Below are 21,063 nucleotides of genomic sequence, written 5' to 3'. Positions count from 1 at the left end.
GCAAACATCCATGACGACGATGGCACGCAATTTCCCGATCGGAGGTCCGATCCTCGAAGTCAATAACATCACCCTGCGCTTTGGTGGGGTGAAAGCGATCACCGACAGTTCGTTTTCGGTGCTCAAACACGAGATCAAGGCGATTATTGGTCCGAATGGCGCGGGTAAATCCTCGATGCTGAATTGCATCAACGGGATCTACAAACCGCAGGAAGGCACGATCATCTACAAGGGCGAGGCGATGGAGCGCATCAGCCCCAACATCATGGCGCGCAAAGGCCTGTCGCGCACCTTTCAGAACCTTGCATTGTTCAAACGCATGTCGGTGCTGGACAACATTCTGGTGGGGCGCAAGCTGCATATGGACGCGAATTTCCTGCAGGTCGCCTTCCAGACGCCCAAGGCACTGCGTGAGGAACGCGAGAACCGCGAATACTGTGAAGAGATCGTCGAGTTTCTTGAGATCAAGGACATCCGTGACACGCCGGTCGGCAAACTGCCCTACGGGTTGCAGAAAAAGGTCGAATTGGGCCGTGCGCTGGCAACAGAGGCCGACATCCTTCTGCTCGACGAGCCGATGGCAGGCATGAATGTCGAGGAAAAGCGCGAGATGTGCCGCTTCATCCTCAAGGTAAATGACGAATACGGGACCACGATGGTCCTGATCGAACATGACATGGGGGTGGTTATGGACATTTCCGACAACGTGGTCGTGCTGGATTACGGCAAGATCATCGCAGATGGCCCACCCGAAGAGGTGCGCGCCAATCAATCCGTGATCGACGCCTATCTGGGGGTCGCCCATGACTGACATCATCTTCTTTTTCGAGGTCGTGCTGGCGGGGATGCTGGCGGGCACAATGTATTCGTTGGTCGCGCTTGGGTTCGTGCTGATCTACAAGGCGTCGTCCACCTTCAACTTTGCGCAGGGTGCCATGGTGTTCTTTGCCGTGTTGTCCTTTGTCGGCTTCATGGAATTGGGTCTGCCCTTCACGCTGGCTTTTTTCGTGACCATCGGCCTGATGATCCTGGTCGGGTATGCAACACAGAAAACGGTGATCCAGCCGCTAATGAACGAAAGCGAGGACACCGTGCTAATGGCCACCATCGGGCTTGGCTTCGTGCTCGAAGGGGTCGCGCAGGCGGTCTGGGGCGTGGAAGTGCGCGCGCTGGATCTGGGCGTTGGAGATTTTCCGATCCAGTGGATTGTCGACAGCACGGGTCTGTTTATCAGTGCACTGGATTTGACGGCGGGTCTGGTGGCAGCCCTGCTGATCCTCGGCCTCGCGCTTTTGTTCCGTTTTACGAAAATGGGCCTCGGTCTGCGCGCGGTGGCCGACGATGCCGGCGCGGCAAGCTCTATCGGCATCCCGCTTAATAGCATCATGCTGATGGTCTGGTCGGCCGCCGGTGTCGTGGCGCTTGTCGCGGGCATGCTCTGGGGTGCGCGCGCGGGCGTGCAGTTCGCACTGGTCGATCTGGCGCTCAAGGCGCTGCCCGTTCTGATCATCGGCGGCTTTTCGTCGATCCCGGGGGCCATTGTTGGCGGTCTGATCATCGGGTCCAGCGAAAAGGTGCTTGAGGTGTATGTCGGCCCCTATTTCGGCGGCGGCATCGAGGTTTGGGCACCTTTCGTCATCGCCATCCTGTTCCTGCTGTGGAAGCCCGAGGGGCTGTTCGGCGAAAAACTAATCCGGCGCGTATAGGGGGCCATCATGCAATCCAGAACACTCTTCATGAGCTACAGCCGCAACGATGTCGTCAACTTTCTGGCGCTGATGGCCATCGGCTTTGCGATCATCCCGATGTTCGTCACAAGCGGTTATTGGTATTCGTCGATCCTGATTCCGTGGCTTTGCCTTGCGCTTGCCGCCATCGGTCAGCAGATCGTGATGGGCTATGCGGGCCAGCTGGCACTGGGGGCCGCGGGGTTCATGGCGGCGGGGGCCTTCGCCTGCTTCAACCTGATCCTGCGGGTGCCGGACATTCCGTTTTTCGTGGCACTTGGCCTGTCGGGGCTGATCGCGTCGGGGTTCGGCATCCTGTTCGGGCTGCCCTCCCTGCGGGTGCGCGGCATCTACCTGATGGTTGCGACGCTGGCCTCGCAGTTCTTCATCATCTGGATGATCGACAAGTTCGGCTGGTTCAAGAATTACGACACCTCAGGCATTATCACCGCGCAGGATATCGTGATCTTCGGGCGCGAATTCACCTCGCCGCTGCAGATGTACCTGGTGGTTCTGGTGGTGGTGACGGTGTTGACGATCCTTGCCGTTAACATGGCCCGTGGTGCCACCGGCCGCAACTGGATGGCGGTGCGCGATATGGATATTGCAGCCGAATCCATGGGAATTTCCCTGCTCAGGACCAAGCTTCAGGCCTTTGCCATCAGCAGTTTTTATTGCGGCGTGGCAGGCGCGCTTTTTGCCTTTACCTACCTCAAGTCGATGGAGCCGGTGGCCTTTGACATCAAGCTATCCTTCGAGATCCTGTTCATGGTCATCATCGGCGGGCTGGGCACGATCAGCGGCGCATTCATCGGTGCGGCGTTCATCCTGCTGTTTCCCGTGGTGCTCAACACGCTGGGTAACCGGTTCTTTCACGGCATGATCGACGCCACGATCATATCGGCCATCGAACTGGTGGTGTTCGGGGTGCTGATCATCCTGTTCATGATCTATGAACCGCTGGGTATGGCCAAGCTGTGGGAAAAGCTCAAGCAACGCATGCGCCCCAAGACGGCCCCCAAGACACGGCTGGCGCAACTTTGAGATCTGGTTCCTGATCGGAATTCGAAAGATGCATATCGGGCACCCAATGGCCGGGATGTCTGTATCGAAAATTGTCACAGGACGGCTGCATACGCCCGCTGCGGATATGTCGCTTTCCTGTGCAAGACGTCTGGGGCCTACATCCTGAAGGATCAGGGCACCTACGCCTTCAAGCCTGCTCCTTAATGGCGGGGCAGGCGATTTTGATCACCCCGCTTTATGTCACATGTTTCCGGGATCGTGCCATGGTACGACTTTCCGTCCAAACGCGTTGCAAATAGCGGACCTGATCACATGACCCCATCCAACAGCACCCATGACGCAGACGATGATCCGCGCAACAAGGATATCAAGATTTATGTGAACGGCGACATTGTTCACCGCGATGAGGCCAAGGTGTCGGTCTATGATTCCGGGTTTATGCTGGGTGATGGCATGTGGGAAGGTATGCGGCTTTATGATGGAACATGGGCGTTTTTTGACGAACACATGGATCGGTTCCTTAACTCTTGCAAATCGGTCTCTCTTGATCCGGGCATGACCAAGGACGAAATACTGGATGCGCTGAACAGGACTGCGGCGGCCAATAGCATGACAACCGATGTGCATTGCCGTCTGATGGTCACGCGCGGGGTGAAGGACAAACCATTTCAGCACCCCAAGCTGAGCCGATCAGGGCCCACTGTTGTGATGATCCTTGAACATTCCAAACCGGTTGACAGGTTGCACTCCAAAGGCATCCGCCTTGCAACTGTTCCGCAGGTACGCGGCCTGCCGATGAGCCAGGATGCGAAATACAACAGCCATTCCAAACTGAACTGCGTGATCGCCTGTCTGCAGGCGGAACAGGCGGGGGCAGATGAAGGGTTGATGCTGGACCCGCATGGTTTCGTGAACACGACCAATGCGTGCAATTTCTTTATCGTCCGGCGCGGAGAGGTTTGGACGTCGACCGGCGATTACTGCATGAACGGCGTGACCCGGCAAAAGGTGATAGATCTGTGCCGCGACAACGACATTCCAGTCTTTGAAAAGAACTTTTCGTTATATGAGGCTTACGGCGCGGATGAGGCTTTTTTGACCGGCACCTTCGGCGCGCAAACACCGGTGGCAGAGATCGACGGCAAGCCCATCGGCACCGGCGAGCGGCCGGTGACGGCTCGGATCAGACAGCTTTACAAGGAGTTGATTCACTCTCAGATATGACACAACCACCGGGCCGCGCAGGCCCGAACACTGCCGCCCGTGCTGTGCAATCGGTTCGTCAATGCCGATCAATGATCGCTTTCGATGACTGATCGGCAGCATAAGACGGTCGTCAGCTGACATTGGCAGATAAATCAGGAGCAGCCTTATGACCACGACCCAAACAACATCCACCGAATGGCGCCCTGACCGTTTGGAGCGGCTGGAGCATCTTGCAGCCGAACTCGACCCCGTCAGGGTTGCTGTGATCTGTCCACAGGATGCGCCAAGCCTGATCGGTGCGCTTGAAAGCCAGAAAAGAGGGCTGATCAAAGCGGTTCTCATCGGGGATGAGTTGAAAATCAGACAAGCTGCCGAAGCGGCAGATGTGGATTTGGCCGATACCCGCATCATCACGGCAGACACACCCGAACAGGCCGCCAGAACTGCGGTCGATCTGGCCATTTCGGGAAAGGTGGGCGGTTTGATGAAAGGGGCGATCAAGACCAAAATCCTCATGCACGCCATCATCTCGGAAAAAGCGATGCGCACGGGCCGCCGGATCAGCCATGTCTTTGCCGTAGATGTCTCAAGCTATGAAAGACTGCTTTTTGTGTCGGATGCCGCAATCAACATCCGACCCGATTTGTCGACATTGCGCGATATTACCAGCAATGCCATCGACCTGACCCATGCGCTGGGGATAGAGCGGCCCAAGGTGGCGCTGCTGTCGGCGTCTGAGAACATCAACGAAGACATTGAATCCACGATCTTTGCCGCCGCGATTTGCAAGATGGCGGACCGTGGCACAATTTCCGGGGCGGATGTTGACGGCCCGTTAGCAATGGATCTTGCCATTTCCCCCAGAGCGGCAGGGATCAAGGGGATCGTGTCACCGGTTGCCGGGCAGGCCGACATTTTGATCGTGCCGGACCTTGTTTCGGGCAACATACTGGTCAAGGATCTGGATTATCTGGCCAATGCGGTAACGGCGGGTATCGTGATGGGCGCGTCCGTCCCAATCGCGCTGACCAGCCGGGCCGACACCGTGGAACAGCGCTGCGCCTCTGCGGCGCTTTTGGGCCTTGTCGTGGCAAAAAACCAAAAAGGGCAAAGTGATGTCTGAAACGCTTGTTGTGACCTTCAACGCAGGCTCATCAAGCTTGCGCTGCGGGGTGTTCAGGATGACGCAAGACGGCCCCCAGCAATGCCGGAATTTCCACATTCGCGGGTTGCCCTCGGGCATGATCCTGACTGAAAAAGATCGGCAGGCCGACACACAGGTCGAAACTGATTTGGGCGCGCCAACCAATGCGGAACGTGCCCATCCCGAGGCGTTAGGCCATATCTTCGCCCGTCTTGACGATTTGTCCGATCTTGGCACCATCGCTGCTTTTTCACATCGGATTGTTCATGGCGGCCCGGACTATGCCGCGCCAATTTTGATCAATGAGGCCGTGCTTGCCCGTCTGACAGAGTTGGAACCGTTGGCGCCCAGCCATCAGCCCAACAATCTGCGCCCGATCAGGCGTATTCAGGAACATTACCCGGATATCCCGCAAATCGCCTGTTTCGACACCGCGTTTCATCGCACTCAGCCGCGTGTCGCGCAGATTTTCGGATTGCCCCGCGCGCTGACCGATGACGGCATCTTGCGCTACGGCTTTCATGGATTGTCTTACGACTATATCGCGCACAAGCTGGAACGGAGCTATCCCGATCTTGCCAAAAAGCGGGTCATCGTGGCGCAACTGGGACATGGGGTCAGCATGTGCGCGCTAAAAGACGGGCGCAGCGTGGCAACTACAATGGGACTGACGGCGTTGGACGGCCTTCCGATGGGGCAACGCTGTGGCGCGCTTGATCCGGGTGCGGTGCTGCATCTGATCCTGGATCGCGGTCACAGCCCCGAAGACGTGCAGGATATGCTATACACGCAATCCGGATTGCTGGGCGTATCCGGGATCACCGGTGAAATGAACGATCTTCTGGCCAGTGACCGATCCGAGGCAGCCGAGGCGGTGGAGTTCTTTGTATATCAATGCGGGCGCAATTTCGGATCGCTTGCGGCCGCGATGGGCGGCGTGGATGCGGTGGTTCTGACCGGAGGCATGGGCGAACACATCCCAGAATTGCGCGCAAGGCTGATCGCAGAGCTGTCCTGGCTCGGCGCGGACCTGGACGTGACGGCGAACCAGGCGGGCGGCCCGCTGCTGACAACGTCCCACAGTCGGCTTTCCGTACTTATGCTGGCGACAGATGAAGAACAGGTTCTCGCCCGCAGCGCGTATCAGGCGTTGGAATGAAGGGACCAGCTGAAAAAGGACCTGCTTGGCGCTTTCGCCGTCACTCAAGTCTGAATTCCGAGTGTAGACAACACAGTAGTGCTGATTAAGCCGCCCTGTCTGACGGGTCTTTGCGGTCGGATTGATCTGGGTTAATCGTTCTGCGCCCAAGCTGCGGTACACAATCGCATCGTTACTTTGGCTTGGATTCCGCAGATGACCGTTCCGACGCATCCCGCCGCCTTTTCGCAAGAGAGTTCGACCGTCACCAAGGATCTTGGTGTCGATCCAAAGATCGGTTTGCAAGACGCAGAGATCTCTCAGCGGCGCGCGAAATCCGGGGCGAATATCTTGCGCAGGCAGGCCCAGCGAAGCGCGTGGTCCATTCTGATCCACCAATTTCAGGGCATCATCGTCTGGTTGCTGGCGGCAGCGGCCGGTTTTTCGCTTTATCTGGGCGACATTGTCGAAGCCTTGGCAATTGTTGCGGTGCTTATGATCAACGCGGCCATCGGGTTTTTCACCGAATTGCGGGCGGCCCGGTCAATGGACGCGTTGCACCGGATTGCGCAAGTGACAACACGGGTGCGGCGCGGCGGTCAGGTTCAGGTGATAGACGCACAAGATCTTGTTCCTGGTGATATCGTTTTGCTGGACGCGGGCGATATCGTGACGGCGGATCTGCGTCTGCTTGAGGTGTCCACCCTTCATATCGACGAATCCGTTCTCACAGGCGAATCCGTTCCGGTCATCAAACAGACAGAGGCGGTCGCCGAGGATACGCTTGTGGCCGACCGCAGGAATATGGCGTTCAAGGGGTCATCGGTCACCCAAGGCACAGCCGAGGCGATCGTTGTCGGAACGGGGATGAACACGCAGTTGGGTCGTATCAGCGCTTTGACCCAGGGTGCAGAGGCGGACGCATCCCCATTGGAGCAGCGCCTTGACCGGCTGGGGCATAAGCTGGTCTGGCTGACCTTGGCGCTGACCGCCTTTATTGTCGCCACAGGCGTTTGGCGTGGTTTGCCCCTGACGCAGATGATCGAGACAGGCATCGCTCTTGCCGTGGCCGCGGTGCCAGAGGGATTGCCCGTTGTTGCAACGCTATGTCTGGCCCGTGGCATGTGGCGCATGGCACAGCGAAATGCGCTTTTGGCGCGTTTGTCGGCTGTCGAAACACTGGGCGCGACGACAATCATCCTGACGGACAAAACCGGCACACTGACCGAGAACCGGATGCGTGTGGCGGGCTATTTGCTGGCGTCGGGTGAGGTGTCGGTCGACACGTCTTTGGATGTTCCCGACGGCAGCCCATTGGCTCTCGCCGTCAAAACCGGGGCGCTGTGCAATGCGGCCAGTCTTGGGCCGGATGACCAGCGCAGCGGAGATCCAATGGAATTGGCCCTGCTGGAACAGGCCGACCAGCTGGGCCTGTCCCGGCAGGATCTTGTCGCGGCGCAGCCGGAATGTCATCAACACGCGTTTGATCCCGACGCAAAGATGATGGCGACCGTCCATGACGGGGCAGAGGGTGCCCTATTTGCCATCAAAGGCGCGCCAGAAGCGGTGCTGGCGGTTTGTGATCGGGTTCTGACGGAAAATGGCCCACAACCGCTTAGCGATGCTGATCGCGCGGACTGGAAATCGCGCGTTCACGGGTCTGCGGCGCGGGGGCTGCGGCTTTTGGGATTGGCGACAAAGACCAGCACTGATGCGAATGCCGAACCATATGACGGGTTAATGCTGATCGGCATGGTGTGCCTGTCTGACCCGATCCGTGCGGATGTGCCCGATGCGATTGCCGCAAGCCGCCATGCAGGCGTGCGGGTGGTGATGATGACCGGCGATCATGCTGACACCGCTGCCGAAATTGCACGACAGGCTGGACTTGCAGATGGTGAATTGACCGTTCTGGAGGGGTCCGATATCGGCACCATGGATCTGGACAATCCGTCAGAGCAGGACCGCGCGCGTATTCTGAACACTGATGTTTTCGCGCGGGTGGCACCTGCGGACAAGCTCAAGATTGTGACGCTTTACCAGAAAAGCGGTCAGATCGTGGCGATGACAGGCGATGGGGTGAATGATGCACCCGCGCTCAAAAAGGCGGATATCGGCATTGCTATGGGCCAACGCGGCACGCAGGTGGCCCGTGAGGCCGCGCAAATGGTGCTGAACGACGATTCCTTTGCGACGATCATCGCAGCGATGCGACAGGGTCGGGTGATCTTTGCAAATATCCGCAAATTCGTGGTCTATCTGATGTCATGCAACGTCAGCGAAGTGCTGGTCGTGGGGGTCGCTGTCGGCGCGGGACTGCCCGCGCCGCTGCTGCCGTTACAGATCCTGTTTCTCAATCTGGTGACGGACGTGTTTCCGGCCTTTGCGCTGGGCCTTGGCAGGGGCGATGACACCGTGATGGACCGCCCCCCGCGCGACCCGGTCGAACCGATTATCGACAACGAGCGCTGGGCCTATATCGCCCTGTTGGGCGGGGTGATCACATTGGCCACGCTTGGCGCTTTTGTTGTCGCGCTGCACTGGCTCGAATTGCCGGTATCGCAGTCTGTGACGGTGGCATTTGTCACCCTGGCGTTGGCGCAGCTTTGGAATGTATTCAACATGCGCGTGCCCGGATCGGGTGTTGTAAACAATGAAATCACCCGCAATCCATGGGTTTGGGGGGCTGTTCTGCTCTGTCTCGGCTTGATTGCTGCGGCGATCTGGTTTCCGGGCCTGTCCGATATTTTACGCCTGCCCTCACCCGGGGTGACGGGCTTGTCCCTGGCTTTGGGTTTTAGCACTTTGCAATTGATTGGCGGTCAGATTGTTCTTTGGCTGGCCGCGCCTGATCGCATAACGACCGGAGATGTCTTATGAACCGCGGCACTCAGTTTAACATTTGGTACATTTTTATCGCTGTGATGGGGGTGGTTTTGATCCGCGATTTATGGGTTCAAAGCCAGACCATCGAAGCGATCCCCTACAGTCAGTTCGAGACCTATCTTGACGACGGGGTGATCGAGGAGGTTGTGATTGGAAGTACCTCGATCAAAGGGACGTTCGAACAGGACCAGGACGGCAAAACCGGGTTTGTCACCACACCGGTCGCTCCGGATCTGGCTGAACGCCTCAGCGAGACCGGCGTGACCTATACCGGGGCGGTCGAAAACACATGGTTCACAACGCTTTTGTCCTGGGTTTTGCCAGCGCTGTTTTTTGTCGGGATCTGGATGTTTGCGATCCGCAGACTGGGGGGTAGTCAGGGCGTTGGTGGCATGATGTCCATCGGCAAAAGCAAAGCCAAGATTTATGTCGAAAGCGACACACGGGTCACATTCGCAGATGTCGCTGGCGTGGACGAGGCCAAGACCGAATTGCAGGAAGTCATCGACTTTCTGCAAGATCCGAAAGGCTATGGCAGCCTTGGCGCGCGGATGCCCAAGGGGATTTTGCTGGTGGGTCCGCCAGGCACCGGTAAAACGCTGTTGGCGCGCGCCGTGGCGGGTGAAGCGGGAGTTCCGTTCTATTCAATTTCCGGTTCTGAATTTGTCGAGATGTTCGTCGGGGTTGGCGCGGCACGGGTGCGCGATCTGTTCGAGCAGGCGCGTCAAGCGGCCCCTGCAATCATCTTTATCGACGAACTGGATGCGTTGGGCCGGGCGCGCGGTGTCGGGAACATGCAAGGCAGCAATGATGAGCGCGAACAGACCCTGAACCAGCTTTTGTCAGAACTTGACGGCTTTGATCCCAGCGAAGGGGTTGTGCTGTTGTCTGCGACCAACCGACCGGAAATTCTTGATCCGGCGTTGCTGCGCGCTGGGCGGTTTGACCGTCAGGTTCTTGTGGATCGGCCAGATCGCAAGGGCCGGGTGCAGATCCTTAAGGTGCATATGAGAAAGATCGTGCTTGCCCCGGACATCGAGCTTGATGACATCGCCGCCCTCACCACCGGGTTTTCCGGTGCTGATCTGGCCAATCTGGTCAACGAGGCCGCTTTGCTGGCCACCCGCCGCCGTGGCGAGGTTGTGACCGAAGCGGATTTCACCAATGCTATCGAGCGGATCGTGGCCGGGCTTGAAAAGCGCAATCGCCTGATCAATCCGCGCGAACGCAAGATCGTGGCCTATCACGAAATGGGCCATGCGCTTGTCAGCATGGCACTGCCTGGCGTGGACGAGGTGCATAAGGTCTCCATCATTCCGCGCGGAATTGGAGCGCTGGGCTATACGATCCAGCGACCGACCGAAGACCGCTTTCTGATGACCGAGTCCGAGCTGCGCGACAAGATCGCGGTTCTGATGGGTGGGCGTGCGGCAGAAAAGCTGGTGTTCGATCATCTGTCGACCGGGGCCGCAGACGATCTGGCCCGTGCCACCGATATCGCACGTTCAATGGTCGCGCGATATGGCATGGACGCGGATCTGGGCAATGTCAGTTATGAAACCCAGCAAAGCAGCTTTCTCGAAGGTCAGGCACCGCGCTATATCGAGCGCAGCTATAGCGAGGCCACAGCCGAAGCGATGGATGATGCCGTGCGTGCCGTGTTGCAAGAGGTGTCGGACCAGGCTCTGGAAATCCTGACCGCCAATCGCGATATTCTGGACAAAGCCGCCAGCCATCTGCTGGAGGTCGAAACACTGGATGAGCCCGCGTTGCGCGATCTGGCCCGGGGCCTGCGCACCGACACGGCATCCACACCAAAGGTCGCAACATATGAGTGATGATCCCTACAAAGTTCTGGGCGTCCCGAAAGACGCCTCTCAGGCTGACATCAAGAAAGCCTATCGGAAGCTGGCCAAATCCCTGCACCCGGATCTGCATCCCGGTGACAAGGACAAAGAGGCGCAGTTTCAGGCGGTGTCGGCGGCGAATGATATTCTTGGCGATCCGGAAAAGCGTCAGCGCTTTGATGCCGGCGAGATCGACGCAAGCGGGCAGGAACGCCCGCAACGTCAATATTACCGCGATCAGGCACATGCTGATCCACAAGGGCGCTATACGTCCGGAGCCGGGTATGGCGATTTCGAGGATCTGTCAGACGTGTTCTCTGATCTGTTCGGTACACGGGCACAGGCCAGAACCGGAGGCGCACAAGGGTTCGCCGCACGGGGCGGGGATGTCCGGTATCATCTTGAGGTCAGTTTCATGGATGCCGCTTTGGGGGCCAAACGCGCTGTGCCCTTGCCAGATGGCAGTGCCATTGATCTGACGATCCCGGTCGGTGTGCGCGATGGCCAGACCCTGCGCCTGCGTGGCAAGGGGCAGCCGGGTCTGGGCGGTGGACCGGCTGGCGACGCCTATGTAGAAATTGGCGTTCAGCCGCACAAACTCTTCACCCGCGATGGCAATGACATCGAGGTCGAGGTGCCAATCGGCTTTGATGAGGCGGTTCTTGGCGCAAAGATTGAAGTGCCCACGTTGTCTGGAAAAGTGTCGATGGGCGTTCCCAAGGGGGCGTCTTCGGGTCAGCGGCTGCGCCTGAAAGGTAAAGGCATTGCGCCTGCGAAAGGGGCAGTCGGCGATCAATACGTGCGTTTGAAGATCGTTATGCCCGCAAAGATCGACGCCGATATGGAAGCGATTGCGCAGCGCTGGCGGGATCATGTGTCCGACGATCCGCGCAAAACGATGTGGAGGGATCTGTGATGTTGAACGAACGTGACGTTGTCGCACGGGTCGCACGGGTCGAGCTGCGAGAGCTCAGGCTTTGGGTGCGCGAGGGTTGGATCAAGCCCGCGACAAGCGAAGCAGGCCCGGTTTTCGATGATCTGGACGTGGCGCGCATTCGATTGGTCTGTGACCTGCGCAAGGAAATGGCGTTGCCCAACGATGCCGTGCCTGTGGTTCTGTCGTTGCTGGATCAATTGCACGGGTTGCGACGCGATTTGAAGAATTTGGCCGGTGCCGTAGATGCGCAACCCGACGAGATCCGTCAGGCGATCGTGTCAGCCTATACCAGGTTACAAAAAGAGATGGATCGTTAACCCTCGTTAACGCGCGCGGTGCCAAGCGGGCTGATAATTAGATGGTGAATTCCGATCTGACCGAGGGCGCAATGACACCTGTCCCAACCACAAATGCCGACCAGACGACGATCATCAACGTGCCCGAAGCGGTTGGTGTTTTCGAAAACTTCGATGATTTTCAAAAAGCGTTCTACGACCTGAGGATGATGGGGTTCAGCCGCTATGACCTAAGCGTTCTAGGGCGCGAAGAGGATTTGGTGGAGAAGCTGGGCAAGTCGTATTTTCGGGCCGCCGATCTGGAGGATGACCCCAGGGTTCCGCGTGCGTCCTTCGTATCCGAAGAGGCGATGGGCGAACTAGAAGGTGCGATTGTCGGCGGCGCATTTTTTATTCCGTCATACATCGCCATGGCGGTTATGGCGGCGGCAGGCGGGGCCGTGGCTGCAACGGCTGCTGCGGTCGCAATTGTGGGTGTGCCGGCGCTTGTCATCGGCTCGCTACTGGCGCGCCGGGTGGGGCAGCAGCACAAAGACTATTATGCCCATCAGATTGAGCGGGGTGGAATCCTGTTATGGGTGCGCGTTCAGGATGAAGAAAAACGGAATCTGGCGGTAGAGACACTCAAGGCACATTCCGGAAAAGACGTTCACGTCCATGAGTGGAGCACTTAAGACCGGCCAAAGCTACTGGTGTTTGATGTCAAAACTGGAACGACTACCAAGGATAAGACGTGGGAAAGAAAGCAGCATCAACGGATCTCAAGCCTGTCTCGGATAATACGAGCCTAACCGTTCCGGCCACACAGGAGGCCGCAAAATTTGATCCTTTGTCACCTGAATTCGGTCCGTTATGCGCATCGCATACGCCTGATCGGCAAGCCGTTCAAACTCTTGATCAGGCGATGAAAGCGCAACTTGCGCGCCATACGCAGGGCGTGTCACCGTTTGGTTTGGCCTCGACCTTTTTCAATTGGGGCATGCATCTTGCGGCGTCGCCCGGCAAACAATTCCTGCTGGCCGAAAAAGCGATGCAAAAAGCGGCAAAGCTGGGCATGGCCGCAAACAGGCTCGCACTTGGCCAAGCGTCTGCCCCCTGCATCGCGCCATTGGATTATGATGTGCGTTTTGATGCGCCTGAATGGCAGCGCTGGCCGTATAACCTGATTTATCAGAATTTTCTGATGACCCAGCAATGGTGGTACAACGCCACCAACGATATAGACGGCCTGTCGCGCCGCGACGAACAGGTGGCCTCTTTTGTCGTCCGGCAAATTCTGGACATGATGTCACCGTCAAACAGTCTTTGGACAAACCCCGAGGTGATTGCCGAGACTAGCCGCACGTTCGGTGCGAATTTGGTTCAGGGTACGCAAAACCTGATAGAAGATCTGGACCGCGAAGTGTCGGGCAAGCCGCCTGTTGGGGCCGAAAACTATCTTCCAGGGCGCGATGTGGCGGTCACGCCGGGTAAGGTTGTCTATCGCTCGCATCTGTTCGAGCTGATCCAATATGCGCCACAGACCGATAAAGTCACCCGCGAGCCGATTTTGATCGTGCCTGCTTGGATCATGAAATATTACATTCTCGACCTGTCGCCGCATAATTCACTGGTGCGCTATCTGGTCGAGCAAGGGTTTACCGTTTTCATGGTGTCCTGGCGCAATCCGGACGCCGAAGATCGCGACCTTGGCATGGAAGACTATCTGGACGCGGTCGCGCAGGCGTTGGACGAAATCGGGGCAATCGTCCCGGACACCGGCGTGCATGGCGTTGGTTACTGTCTTGGCGGCACGTTGTTGTCGGCCAAAGCGGCGCAGATGGCGCGGGACGGCGATACGCGGCTCAAAAGCCTGAGCCTGTTTGCAACCCAGACCGATTTCGAAGATCCCGGCGAGCTTCAGCTTTTCATCAGCGAAAGCCAATTGTCGTTCCTGGATCATATGATGTGGGATCAGGGATATCTGGACACGAAACAAATGGCCGGAGCATTTCAGCTTCTGCGATCAACCGACCTGATTTGGTCGCGGTATGTCCACGAATACCTGATGGGTCGGCGACAGCCGATGTTCGATCTTATGGCGTGGAATGCTGATGCTACGCGCATGCCCTATCGCATGCACAGCGAATACCTGCGGGACATGTTCCTGAACAACCAACTGGCGCAGGGGCAGTATCGCATTGGCGACAAACCCGTGGCTCTGACCGATATCTCGGTACCGGTGTTCTGTGTGTCGACCACGGGGGACCATGTCGCGCCCTGGAAATCGGTCTACAAACTCCATTTGCTGACAGACACCGATATCACCTTCGTGTTGACCTCGGGGGGGCATAATGCCGGCATCGTCAGTGAACCGGGGCACAAAGGGCGCACCTATCAGATCAAACTGACCGCCGACGAAGCCCATTACATTGCACCCGATGAATGGCGCATGACCGTGCCCGTTCAGGACGGATCATGGTGGCCCGAGCATGTCGCATGGCTCAGGGATATCTCGTCCGGTCAAGAGGTTCCTCCCTCAATGGGGCGTGACGAACGCGGCAAGGCCGATTACCCGGATGCCCCGGGACAGTATGTGCGCCAGCCTTAGCTTATCCGGTTGCGCCTGTAGCGTAAAAGGCAACAGCGATTAGAACAAAGAAACCGGCCACCCTAACAGCGGCCGGTTCAGTGCGCCTGTGCAGGATGTCATGCGAACCGTTTGCGCGCCTTCTCCAGCGCGGCGCTGATATCATCCCAGGCGGCGTCCGCGCCCTTTTTCAGATCGTCCCACGCGTCGTCTTGCGCATCGCGCATCGCGTTCATACGGGTCCGCGCCTTTGCATGAAGCGATTTCAGTTCTTCGATCTGTTCAGAGTATTTTTCCTGGGCCTCGACCCCGGCTTTTTCTGCTTTGACCCGCAATTGCTTGATCTGGGCCTCCCATTCGTCAAGCTGCGCTTTGTACTTCTTCTGAAAGTCATCTTTTGACTCCATAAGACATCTCCATTGATTTGGTGTTTGGTTAAACAGGTGTGGCGTGTTTTCCGCTGGTGGCGCGTTCTGCCGTCTCGGCGGTTTCTGCAGCGGCTTGTGCTTCGTGATTGGCCAAGCTGCTGAAACAGCGGGCCATCATTTCGGTGCAATCCTTGACATCCTCGGTCAGCCGTTCAAGCGAATGGGTCTGCCACTCGGTCATGGCTTTTAGACCGGCTGCCGGATCTTTCGTGCCCTCTTTCGAGATTTGCGCGACCACATCCAACGCAGATTGCGCCGCTTCATGGCGTCGTTTGAACCAGGCGGTCCAGAATGTTTCGGCTTCCTCAAGCATCTGCTCATGCGCCTGCAGCAAATGTTTGGCTTGCGGAACATAGGCCGGATCAAGCGAAAACACGACCTGCGCGGCATTCAGAGCTTCCTGCGCCGGATCAAGTGATTTGATTTTGTCTGCTTTGGCCATGACGTCATCCTTTCCTGGAAATACACCATTACGCTGGCACCAAATTCGGAAGCCCGCATTAACCTTCATCAACATCGCTGCAAGAAACGCCAGAGCGCGCGTTTCGGGACGTTAACGCGGGTTAATGCGTTGCTTTGCATCGAAGTAGAGCATCGGGATTTGACGCCGTTCAACGATGGAGGTCCCTATGGCTGACGAAACGAACACGCCGCCTGATCCCGAACAAGATCTGTCATCGCGGTTTCCCACCGCCTACTCGATTCTGTTTGGATTGATCATCCTGGTTGCCGCGCTGACCTGGATTATTCCGGCCGGGCAATATGAACGTGCAATGAACGAAGAGGTCGGCCGCGAGATCGCAGTGGCCGGAACCTACACCGAAGTCGAGCCCAATCCGCAGGGCTTTGTCGACGTTATGTTGGCACCTGTCGCCGGGTTTTATGATCCCGACAGCTATGCAGCAAATGCCATTGATGTCGCGCTTTTCGTTTTGCTGCTGGGCGGGTTTCTGGGGGTGGTCAATGCGACCGGGTCGATCAACACAGGCATCCGCACCGCGATGAGCCGCATGAAAGGGCGCGAGATCTGGATGATCCCGATCATGATGGCGCTGTTTGCGATTGGTGGAACCACCTATGGCATGGCCGAGGAAACGCTGGCGTTCTATGCCATCCTTATTCCGGTGATGATTGCCGCAGGCTATGATGCTGTGACCGGCGTTGCCATTATTCTTGTGGGCGCGGGGATCGGAGTGTTGGGATCGACCATCAACCCGTTTGCCACCGTGATTGCATCCAACGCGGCCGGCATTCCGTTCACCGACGGGATTGTGCTGCGGCTGATCATCCTGCTGGGCGGTTTGGCCATCTGTGCGGCCTACGTCATGCGCTACGCCAAGCGGATCAAAGACGATCCGTCACGCTCGGTTGTGGCCAAACAGGCTGACGCGCATCGTCGATTGTTTCTGGCTGACGACGATGCAGCCGATGTCACTGACACCCTGACCGGCACGCAAAAGATCATTCTGGTGCTGTTTGCGATCACCTTTGCTGTGATGATCTGGGGAGTGGCTTCACAGGGCTGGTGGATGGCCCGCATGGGCGCATTGTTTTTGTTCGCCGCAATTGTCGTAGGTATCATCGGACGTCTGGGTGAAAAGAAACTGACCGGCAGTTTCGTGGACGGCGCGCGCGATCTTTTGGGCGTGGCTCTTGTTGTTGGTTTGGCGCGCGGCATCGTGGTGGTGATGGAACAGGGGTTGATTGCCGACACCATCCTGTTCAGCGCCGAACAATCGCTTGGCGGGCTTGGCGATCTGGCATTCATCAACCTGATGTTCTGGATCGAGGTCGGAATGAGCTTTTTCGTGCCATCCTCGTCGGGTCTTGCGGTTTTGTCGATGCCGATCCTCGCACCGCTGGCGGATTTCGCCGGCGTCGGGCGTGATCTGGTGGTCACCGCCTATCAATCGGCCAACGGGCTGGTGAACCTGATCAACCCGACCTTCGCTGTTGTGATCGGCGGGCTGGCGATCGGGCGGGTGTCCTACGACCGCTGGCTCGTCTTTATCTGGCCGCTGATGCTGATTTTGCTGGTGTTCATCTCGGCGGCGCTCAGCATCGCAGCCATTATCTGAACGAAAGGGAAAGATCATGTCCGACCAAAAACTCGGCGTTCACTCGGAATCCGGCAAACTGCGGCAGGTGATCATCTGCCGCCCCGGTCTGGCGCACCGCCGCCTCACGCCGGACAATTGCGAAGACCTGCTGTTCGACGACGTATTCTGGGTCAAGCAAGCGCAGAAGGATCATGACGCCTTTGCGCAGGCAATGACCGATGAGGGGGTCGAAGTGCTGGAGACCGGCGCGATGCTGGCCCAGACGTTGGACATCCCGGAGGCGCGCAAATGGGTGCTGGATCACCGAATTTCCGCAAATGATGTGGGTGTCGGCATGGAGCGCGAATTGCGCGATTGGATGGATGAGTTGCCCGGCGAGGAGTTGTCGAAATTCCTCATCGGCGGGCTGACCGTGGGCGATGTGCCATTCGATACGGAAAGCATGTTGGGGGCCTATCTGGGCAAGCATGGATTTATCCTGCCACCGCTGCCCAACTTCCTGTTCACCCGCGATAACTCTGCCTGGGTCTATGGTGGTGTCACGCTGAACCCGATGTATTGGCAGGCCCGCCGTCCCGAGACGCTGCTGACCACCGCGATTTACAAGTATCACGACAAGTTCAAGGACAAGGTCGAAGTGATCTGGGGCGATCCGCTTAAAGAGTATGGCCTGGCCACGCTGGAGGGCGGCGATCAGATGCCCGTGGGCAATGGCGTTGTTCTCGTGGGCATGGGCGAGCGCACCTCGCCGCAGGCCGTGGGGCTGCTGGCGCAGGCGCTGTTCGAGCAGGGCAGGGCGGAGCGGGTTATCGCCTGCCAGATGCCCAAGTCCCGCGCTGCCATGCATCTGGACACCGTGTTCACCTTTTGCGGTGACAACATCGTCACCAGCTTCAAGGAAGTGGCCGATGAGATGACCTGCTACGACCTGCACCCCGGCGAAGGGGGCAAACCGCTCGACATGCGTCACGACACGCGCCCTATGTTCGAGGTGGTGGCCGATGCGATGGGCTTCAAGACGCTCAACGTGGTGCCCACCGGCGGGGCCAACCCCTTCGAGCAGGCGCGCGAGCAATGGAACGACGGCAACAACGTGCTGGCCCTGCGCCCCGGCGTCGTGATGGGCTATGACCGCAACGACGACACCAACGCCGCACTGCGCGCCGAAGGCATCGAGGTGATCGAGATGCCGGGTGCCGAGCTGGGCCGGGGCCGTGGCGGCAGTCGCTGCATGTCCTGCCCCACCATCCGTGATGCGGTTTAAGGAGACATATCCATGGCGTTCAACCTGAAAAACCGTCACTTTCTGACCCTGCGGGATTTCAGCCCGCAGGAGATCGGATTCCTGCTGAAGCTTTCGGCCGACCTCAAGGCCGCGAAATATGCAGGCACCGAGGTGCCCACGCTGAAGGGCCGCGAGATCGCGCTGATTTTTGAAAAGGACAGCACCCGCACCCGCGTGGGCTTTGAAGTCGCCGCCCATGATCAGGGCGCAACCGTGACCTATCTTGGACCTTCGGGGTCACATCTGGGCAAGAAGGAAACCGTCAAGGACACGGCGCGTGTGTTGGGCCGGGTCTATGACGCGATCGAGTATCGTGGCTTCGGACAAGAGATCGTGCAAGAGCTGGCGGACTGGTCCGGCGTGCCGGTCTATAACGGGCTGACGGATGAGTTTCACCCAACCCAGATCCTGGCCGATTTCCTGACCATGCAGGAGCATAGCGAAAAGCCCCTGCGCGAGGTTGCCTATTGTTTCATGGGCGATGCGGGCAACAACATGGGCGACAGCCTGCTGATCGGCGGGGCCAAGATGGGCATGGATGTGCGGCTTTGCGCGCCGAACTCGCTTTGGCCCAGCGGGCTTATCCGCAATGAGGCAGAGCTTATCGCCGAAACCACCGGTGCCAGCATAACGCTGACCGAAGATGTCGAAGAGGCGGTCGATGGGGTAGATTTCATCTACACCGATGTCTGGCTCTCGATGGGCGAAAGCAAGGACAAATGGGCCCAGCGGATTGAGCTGCTCAAACCGTATCAGGTGACCCGCGAGGTGATGGAGAAATCCGGCAACCCACGCTGCAAGTTCATGCATTGTCTGCCTGCGTTCCACAACGCCGATACCGAGGTCGGACAGCAGATCAAGGACGCGTTTGGCCTGACCGCAATGGAGGTGACCGAAGAGGTGTTCGAAAGCCCCGCATCCATCGTTTTTGATCAGGCCGAGAACCGGATGCACACCATCAAGGCGGTGCTTGTTGCCACATTGGGGAATTGATCCATGCTTGTTGTTGCAGCACTTGGGGGCAATGCGTTGTTGAAACGCGGAGAGGATTTGACCGCCGAAAACCAACGCGCCAATGTTGCCGTCGCGGCAAAATCGCTTGCCGAAATCCTGCGCGCCGGACACCGGCTGGTCATCACTCATGGCAATGGCCCCCAAGTGGGTCTGCTGGCGCTTCAGGGCGCGGCCTACAAACCCGAAGAGGCGTACCCGCTGGATGTTCTGGGGGCCGAGACCGGCGGCATGATCGGTTATATGATCGAACAAGAGCTGGAAAACGCACTGGATCATGAACACGCCGTTGCCACGCTGCTGACGCAGGTTCTGGTGGATGCCAAAGACCCGGCGTTCCAAAACCCGACCAAATTCATAGGTCCGGTCTATTCCCGCGAGGAGGCCGAGGCGCGAGGCAAAGCTGCGGGCTGGTCCATCGCACAGGACGGCGACAAATGGCGCCGCGTCGTGCCCTCGCCACAGCCGCAGGACATCCCGGATATGCGGGTTCTCAAGCTGCTGCTGGATCAGGGCGTGATCGTGATTTGCACAGGTGGCGGCGGCATTCCGGTGATCCGCCGCGATGATGGCAGTTTGATCGGGATAGAAGCGGTGATCGACAAGGATGCCGCCAGCGCCCTTCTGGCGCGCAAGCTGGGTGCTGATGCCTTGCTTTTGTTAACCGATGTTGACGCGGTGTACCGCGATTTCGGCACCGATGATCAAACGCGTATCGCCAGCCTGACACCCGACAAGGCCCGTGCGCTTGATCTGCCCGCAGGCTCTATGGGGCCAAAAATGGCCGCGGCAGCAGAGTTCGCCGCACATAGGGGCTTGGCCGGCATCGGTCGGCTGGATGAGGCGGTTCGAATTCTTGAAGGGCAGGCCGGAACATCGGTAAGCTCTGGGCCCCGAGACAATACAGGACAAGACAATGACTGACATGATCGATTTCCTTCAAAAAAGCTGGTGGATCTTCCTTCTGCGTGGCCTGGCGGGCGTCGCCTTTGGCATCATGGCCTTTGCATGGCCCGCTCTGACACTTGCAATTCTGGTCGTGATTTTCGGGGTCTATGTGCTTGTGGATGGTGTTTTCGGGCTGATTGATGCCGTGCGGTATCGGGATCATCTGGCACGGGTCTGGCCATTGGTTCTCGAGTCGTTGCTTGGAATTGTGATCGGTCTTCTGACGCTGTTTTGGCCCGAGGCAACGCTGTTTGCGCTGCTTGTGCTGATTGCGGTCTGGTCGGTGGTCGGCGGTCTGCTGCGTATCGTTCTGGCGTTTCAGATCCGTCATGAAATCACCGGTGAATGGATTTTGATTGTCGGCGGAATTGTGTCGATCCTGTTCGGCGGCTTGCTGATCGCGCTGCCCCAGGCCGGGATCATCACGCTTGCCTGGATCATCGGGTTTTATGCTGTGACGTTCGGTATCTTGTTCGTACTGCTGGCGTTACGCTTGCGTAAGATTGGCCGCCAGATCGACGCTGTCTGACCACATTGAAATCGCACCAAAAGGAG

The 21,063-nt window shown here is 58.0% G+C and carries 19 protein-coding genes; 17 read left to right on the top strand and 2 right to left on the bottom strand.

The features are described from left to right. The first annotated feature begins 10 nt into the window (after positions 1 to 10). From ACG74X_RS00815 to ACG74X_RS00760, 12 genes are all read left to right on the top strand, one after another. Entirely contained in the window at positions 11 to 811 is an 801-nt protein-coding gene (locus ACG74X_RS00815; RefSeq protein WP_411232017.1) for an ABC transporter ATP-binding protein, read from the top strand. Continuing rightward, entirely contained in the window at positions 804 to 1,706 is a 903-nt protein-coding gene (locus tag ACG74X_RS00810; RefSeq protein WP_411232016.1) for a branched-chain amino acid ABC transporter permease, read from the top strand. The genes ACG74X_RS00815 and ACG74X_RS00810 overlap by 8 nt, the downstream gene beginning before the upstream one ends. 30 nt (positions 1,707 to 1,736) lie before the next feature. Further along, on the top strand, positions 1,737 to 2,771 hold the full coding sequence (locus ACG74X_RS00805; protein WP_411232015.1) for a branched-chain amino acid ABC transporter permease: 1,035 nt from the start codon (positions 1,737 to 1,739) through the stop codon (positions 2,769 to 2,771). 294 nt (positions 2,772 to 3,065) lie between these two features. Next, positions 3,066 to 3,977, top strand: a complete 912-nt coding sequence (locus ACG74X_RS00800) for an aminotransferase class IV (protein ID WP_411232869.1) — start codon at positions 3,066 to 3,068, stop codon at positions 3,975 to 3,977. Between the two features lie 148 nt (positions 3,978 to 4,125). Continuing rightward, positions 4,126 to 5,082 carry a bifunctional enoyl-CoA hydratase/phosphate acetyltransferase gene (locus ACG74X_RS00795; protein WP_411232014.1) on the top strand — a complete coding sequence of 319 codons (957 nt, stop codon included), beginning with the start codon at positions 4,126 to 4,128 and terminating at the stop codon, positions 5,080 to 5,082. Further along, positions 5,075 to 6,262: an acetate/propionate family kinase gene (locus ACG74X_RS00790; protein WP_411232013.1), complete on the top strand. Its 1,188-nt coding sequence runs from the start codon at positions 5,075 to 5,077 to the stop codon at positions 6,260 to 6,262. Before ACG74X_RS00795 ends, ACG74X_RS00790 begins: the two co-directional genes overlap by 8 nt. A gap of 195 nt (positions 6,263 to 6,457) precedes the next feature. Next, on the top strand, positions 6,458 to 9,121 hold the full coding sequence (locus ACG74X_RS00785; protein ID WP_411232011.1) for a cation-translocating P-type ATPase: 2,664 nt from the start codon (positions 6,458 to 6,460) through the stop codon (positions 9,119 to 9,121). Further along, positions 9,118 to 10,965 carry an ATP-dependent zinc metalloprotease FtsH gene (gene ftsH / locus ACG74X_RS00780; RefSeq protein WP_411232009.1) on the top strand — a complete coding sequence of 616 codons (1,848 nt, stop codon included), beginning with the start codon at positions 9,118 to 9,120 and terminating at the stop codon, positions 10,963 to 10,965. The genes ACG74X_RS00785 and ftsH overlap by 4 nt, the downstream gene beginning before the upstream one ends. After that, positions 10,958 to 11,890 carry a DnaJ C-terminal domain-containing protein gene (locus tag ACG74X_RS00775; protein ID WP_411232008.1) on the top strand — a complete coding sequence of 311 codons (933 nt, stop codon included), beginning with the start codon at positions 10,958 to 10,960 and terminating at the stop codon, positions 11,888 to 11,890. Before ftsH ends, ACG74X_RS00775 begins: the two co-directional genes overlap by 8 nt. After that, the gene (locus tag ACG74X_RS00770; protein ID WP_411232007.1) at positions 11,890 to 12,228 is read left to right on the top strand and encodes a chaperone modulator CbpM; all 339 of its coding nucleotides are present in this window, start codon (positions 11,890 to 11,892) and stop codon (positions 12,226 to 12,228) included. Before ACG74X_RS00775 ends, ACG74X_RS00770 begins: the two co-directional genes overlap by 1 nt. Before the next feature lie 41 nt (positions 12,229 to 12,269). Next, positions 12,270 to 12,881, top strand: a complete 612-nt coding sequence (locus ACG74X_RS00765) for a hypothetical protein (protein WP_411232005.1) — start codon at positions 12,270 to 12,272, stop codon at positions 12,879 to 12,881. Positions 12,882 to 12,940: 59 nt separating this feature from the next. Continuing rightward, entirely contained in the window at positions 12,941 to 14,797 is a 1,857-nt protein-coding gene (locus ACG74X_RS00760) for a PHA/PHB synthase family protein (protein ID WP_411232004.1), read from the top strand. 98 nt (positions 14,798 to 14,895) lie between these two features. Here the strand turns inward: ACG74X_RS00760 and ACG74X_RS00755 are convergent, their stop codons facing one another. Then, on the bottom strand, positions 14,896 to 15,183 hold the full coding sequence (locus tag ACG74X_RS00755; protein ID WP_411232003.1) for a coiled coil domain-containing protein: 288 nt from the start codon (positions 15,181 to 15,183) through the stop codon (positions 14,896 to 14,898). Between the two features lie 28 nt (positions 15,184 to 15,211). Continuing rightward, the gene (locus ACG74X_RS00750; RefSeq protein WP_411232002.1) at positions 15,212 to 15,646 is read right to left on the bottom strand and encodes a hypothetical protein; all 435 of its coding nucleotides are present in this window, start codon (positions 15,644 to 15,646) and stop codon (positions 15,212 to 15,214) included. Positions 15,647 to 15,833: 187 nt separating this feature from the next. On the opposite strand from ACG74X_RS00750, the gene ACG74X_RS00745 reads away from it, so the two are divergent. Genes ACG74X_RS00745 through ACG74X_RS00725 form a run of 5 tightly spaced genes read left to right on the top strand, consistent with a single transcriptional unit; the run spans position 15,834 to position 21,037 of the window. Further along, positions 15,834 to 17,282, top strand: coding sequence for a YfcC family protein (locus tag ACG74X_RS00745; RefSeq protein ID WP_411232001.1), 1,449 nt, complete (start codon positions 15,834 to 15,836; stop codon positions 17,280 to 17,282). 16 nt (positions 17,283 to 17,298) lie between these two features. Beyond that, positions 17,299 to 18,528, top strand: coding sequence for an arginine deiminase (locus tag ACG74X_RS00740; RefSeq protein ID WP_411232000.1), 1,230 nt, complete (start codon positions 17,299 to 17,301; stop codon positions 18,526 to 18,528). Between the two features lie 12 nt (positions 18,529 to 18,540). Next, the gene (gene argF / locus ACG74X_RS00735) at positions 18,541 to 19,542 is read left to right on the top strand and encodes an ornithine carbamoyltransferase (protein WP_411231998.1); all 1,002 of its coding nucleotides are present in this window, start codon (positions 18,541 to 18,543) and stop codon (positions 19,540 to 19,542) included. A 3-nt stretch (positions 19,543 to 19,545) separates the two neighbouring features. Further along, the gene (arcC, locus tag ACG74X_RS00730; protein ID WP_411231996.1) at positions 19,546 to 20,484 is read left to right on the top strand and encodes a carbamate kinase; all 939 of its coding nucleotides are present in this window, start codon (positions 19,546 to 19,548) and stop codon (positions 20,482 to 20,484) included. After that, the gene (locus ACG74X_RS00725) at positions 20,477 to 21,037 is read left to right on the top strand and encodes an HdeD family acid-resistance protein (RefSeq protein WP_411231995.1); all 561 of its coding nucleotides are present in this window, start codon (positions 20,477 to 20,479) and stop codon (positions 21,035 to 21,037) included. The genes arcC and ACG74X_RS00725 overlap by 8 nt, the downstream gene beginning before the upstream one ends. The last annotated feature ends 26 nt before the right edge of the window (positions 21,038 to 21,063 follow it).

Origin of the sequence: Marivita sp. S0852 (genome assembly GCF_046591575.1) — a bacterium.
Taxonomy (GTDB): domain Bacteria; phylum Pseudomonadota; class Alphaproteobacteria; order Rhodobacterales; family Rhodobacteraceae; genus Marivita.
This window is presented reverse-complemented; position numbering and strand designations above follow the sequence as displayed.

What these genes read in the sequence shown, in the direction of transcription:
- ACG74X_RS00815 (WP_411232017.1), top strand. Translation starts at nt 11, where the DNA reads ATGACGACGATGGCACGCAATTTCCCGATCGGAGGTCCGATCCTCGAA.
- ACG74X_RS00810 (WP_411232016.1), top strand. Translation starts at nt 804, where the DNA reads ATGACTGACATCATCTTCTTTTTCGAGGTCGTGCTGGCGGGGATGCTG.
- ACG74X_RS00805 (WP_411232015.1), top strand. Translation starts at nt 1,737, where the DNA reads ATGAGCTACAGCCGCAACGATGTCGTCAACTTTCTGGCGCTGATGGCC.
- ACG74X_RS00800 (WP_411232869.1), top strand. Translation starts at nt 3,066, where the DNA reads ATGACCCCATCCAACAGCACCCATGACGCAGACGATGATCCGCGCAAC.
- ACG74X_RS00795 (WP_411232014.1), top strand. Translation starts at nt 4,126, where the DNA reads ATGACCACGACCCAAACAACATCCACCGAATGGCGCCCTGACCGTTTG.
- ACG74X_RS00790 (WP_411232013.1), top strand. Translation starts at nt 5,075, where the DNA reads ATGTCTGAAACGCTTGTTGTGACCTTCAACGCAGGCTCATCAAGCTTG.
- ACG74X_RS00785 (WP_411232011.1), top strand. Translation starts at nt 6,458, where the DNA reads ATGACCGTTCCGACGCATCCCGCCGCCTTTTCGCAAGAGAGTTCGACC.
- ftsH (WP_411232009.1), top strand. Translation starts at nt 9,118, where the DNA reads ATGAACCGCGGCACTCAGTTTAACATTTGGTACATTTTTATCGCTGTG.
- ACG74X_RS00775 (WP_411232008.1), top strand. Translation starts at nt 10,958, where the DNA reads ATGAGTGATGATCCCTACAAAGTTCTGGGCGTCCCGAAAGACGCCTCT.
- ACG74X_RS00770 (WP_411232007.1), top strand. Translation starts at nt 11,890, where the DNA reads ATGTTGAACGAACGTGACGTTGTCGCACGGGTCGCACGGGTCGAGCTG.
- ACG74X_RS00765 (WP_411232005.1), top strand. Translation starts at nt 12,270, where the DNA reads ATGGTGAATTCCGATCTGACCGAGGGCGCAATGACACCTGTCCCAACC.
- ACG74X_RS00755 (WP_411232003.1), bottom strand. Translation starts at nt 15,183, where the DNA reads ATGGAGTCAAAAGATGACTTTCAGAAGAAGTACAAAGCGCAGCTTGAC.
- ACG74X_RS00750 (WP_411232002.1), bottom strand. Translation starts at nt 15,646, where the DNA reads ATGGCCAAAGCAGACAAAATCAAATCACTTGATCCGGCGCAGGAAGCT.
- ACG74X_RS00745 (WP_411232001.1), top strand. Translation starts at nt 15,834, where the DNA reads ATGGCTGACGAAACGAACACGCCGCCTGATCCCGAACAAGATCTGTCA.
- ACG74X_RS00740 (WP_411232000.1), top strand. Translation starts at nt 17,299, where the DNA reads ATGTCCGACCAAAAACTCGGCGTTCACTCGGAATCCGGCAAACTGCGG.
- argF (WP_411231998.1), top strand. Translation starts at nt 18,541, where the DNA reads ATGGCGTTCAACCTGAAAAACCGTCACTTTCTGACCCTGCGGGATTTC.
- arcC (WP_411231996.1), top strand. Translation starts at nt 19,546, where the DNA reads ATGCTTGTTGTTGCAGCACTTGGGGGCAATGCGTTGTTGAAACGCGGA.
- ACG74X_RS00725 (WP_411231995.1), top strand. Translation starts at nt 20,477, where the DNA reads ATGACTGACATGATCGATTTCCTTCAAAAAAGCTGGTGGATCTTCCTT.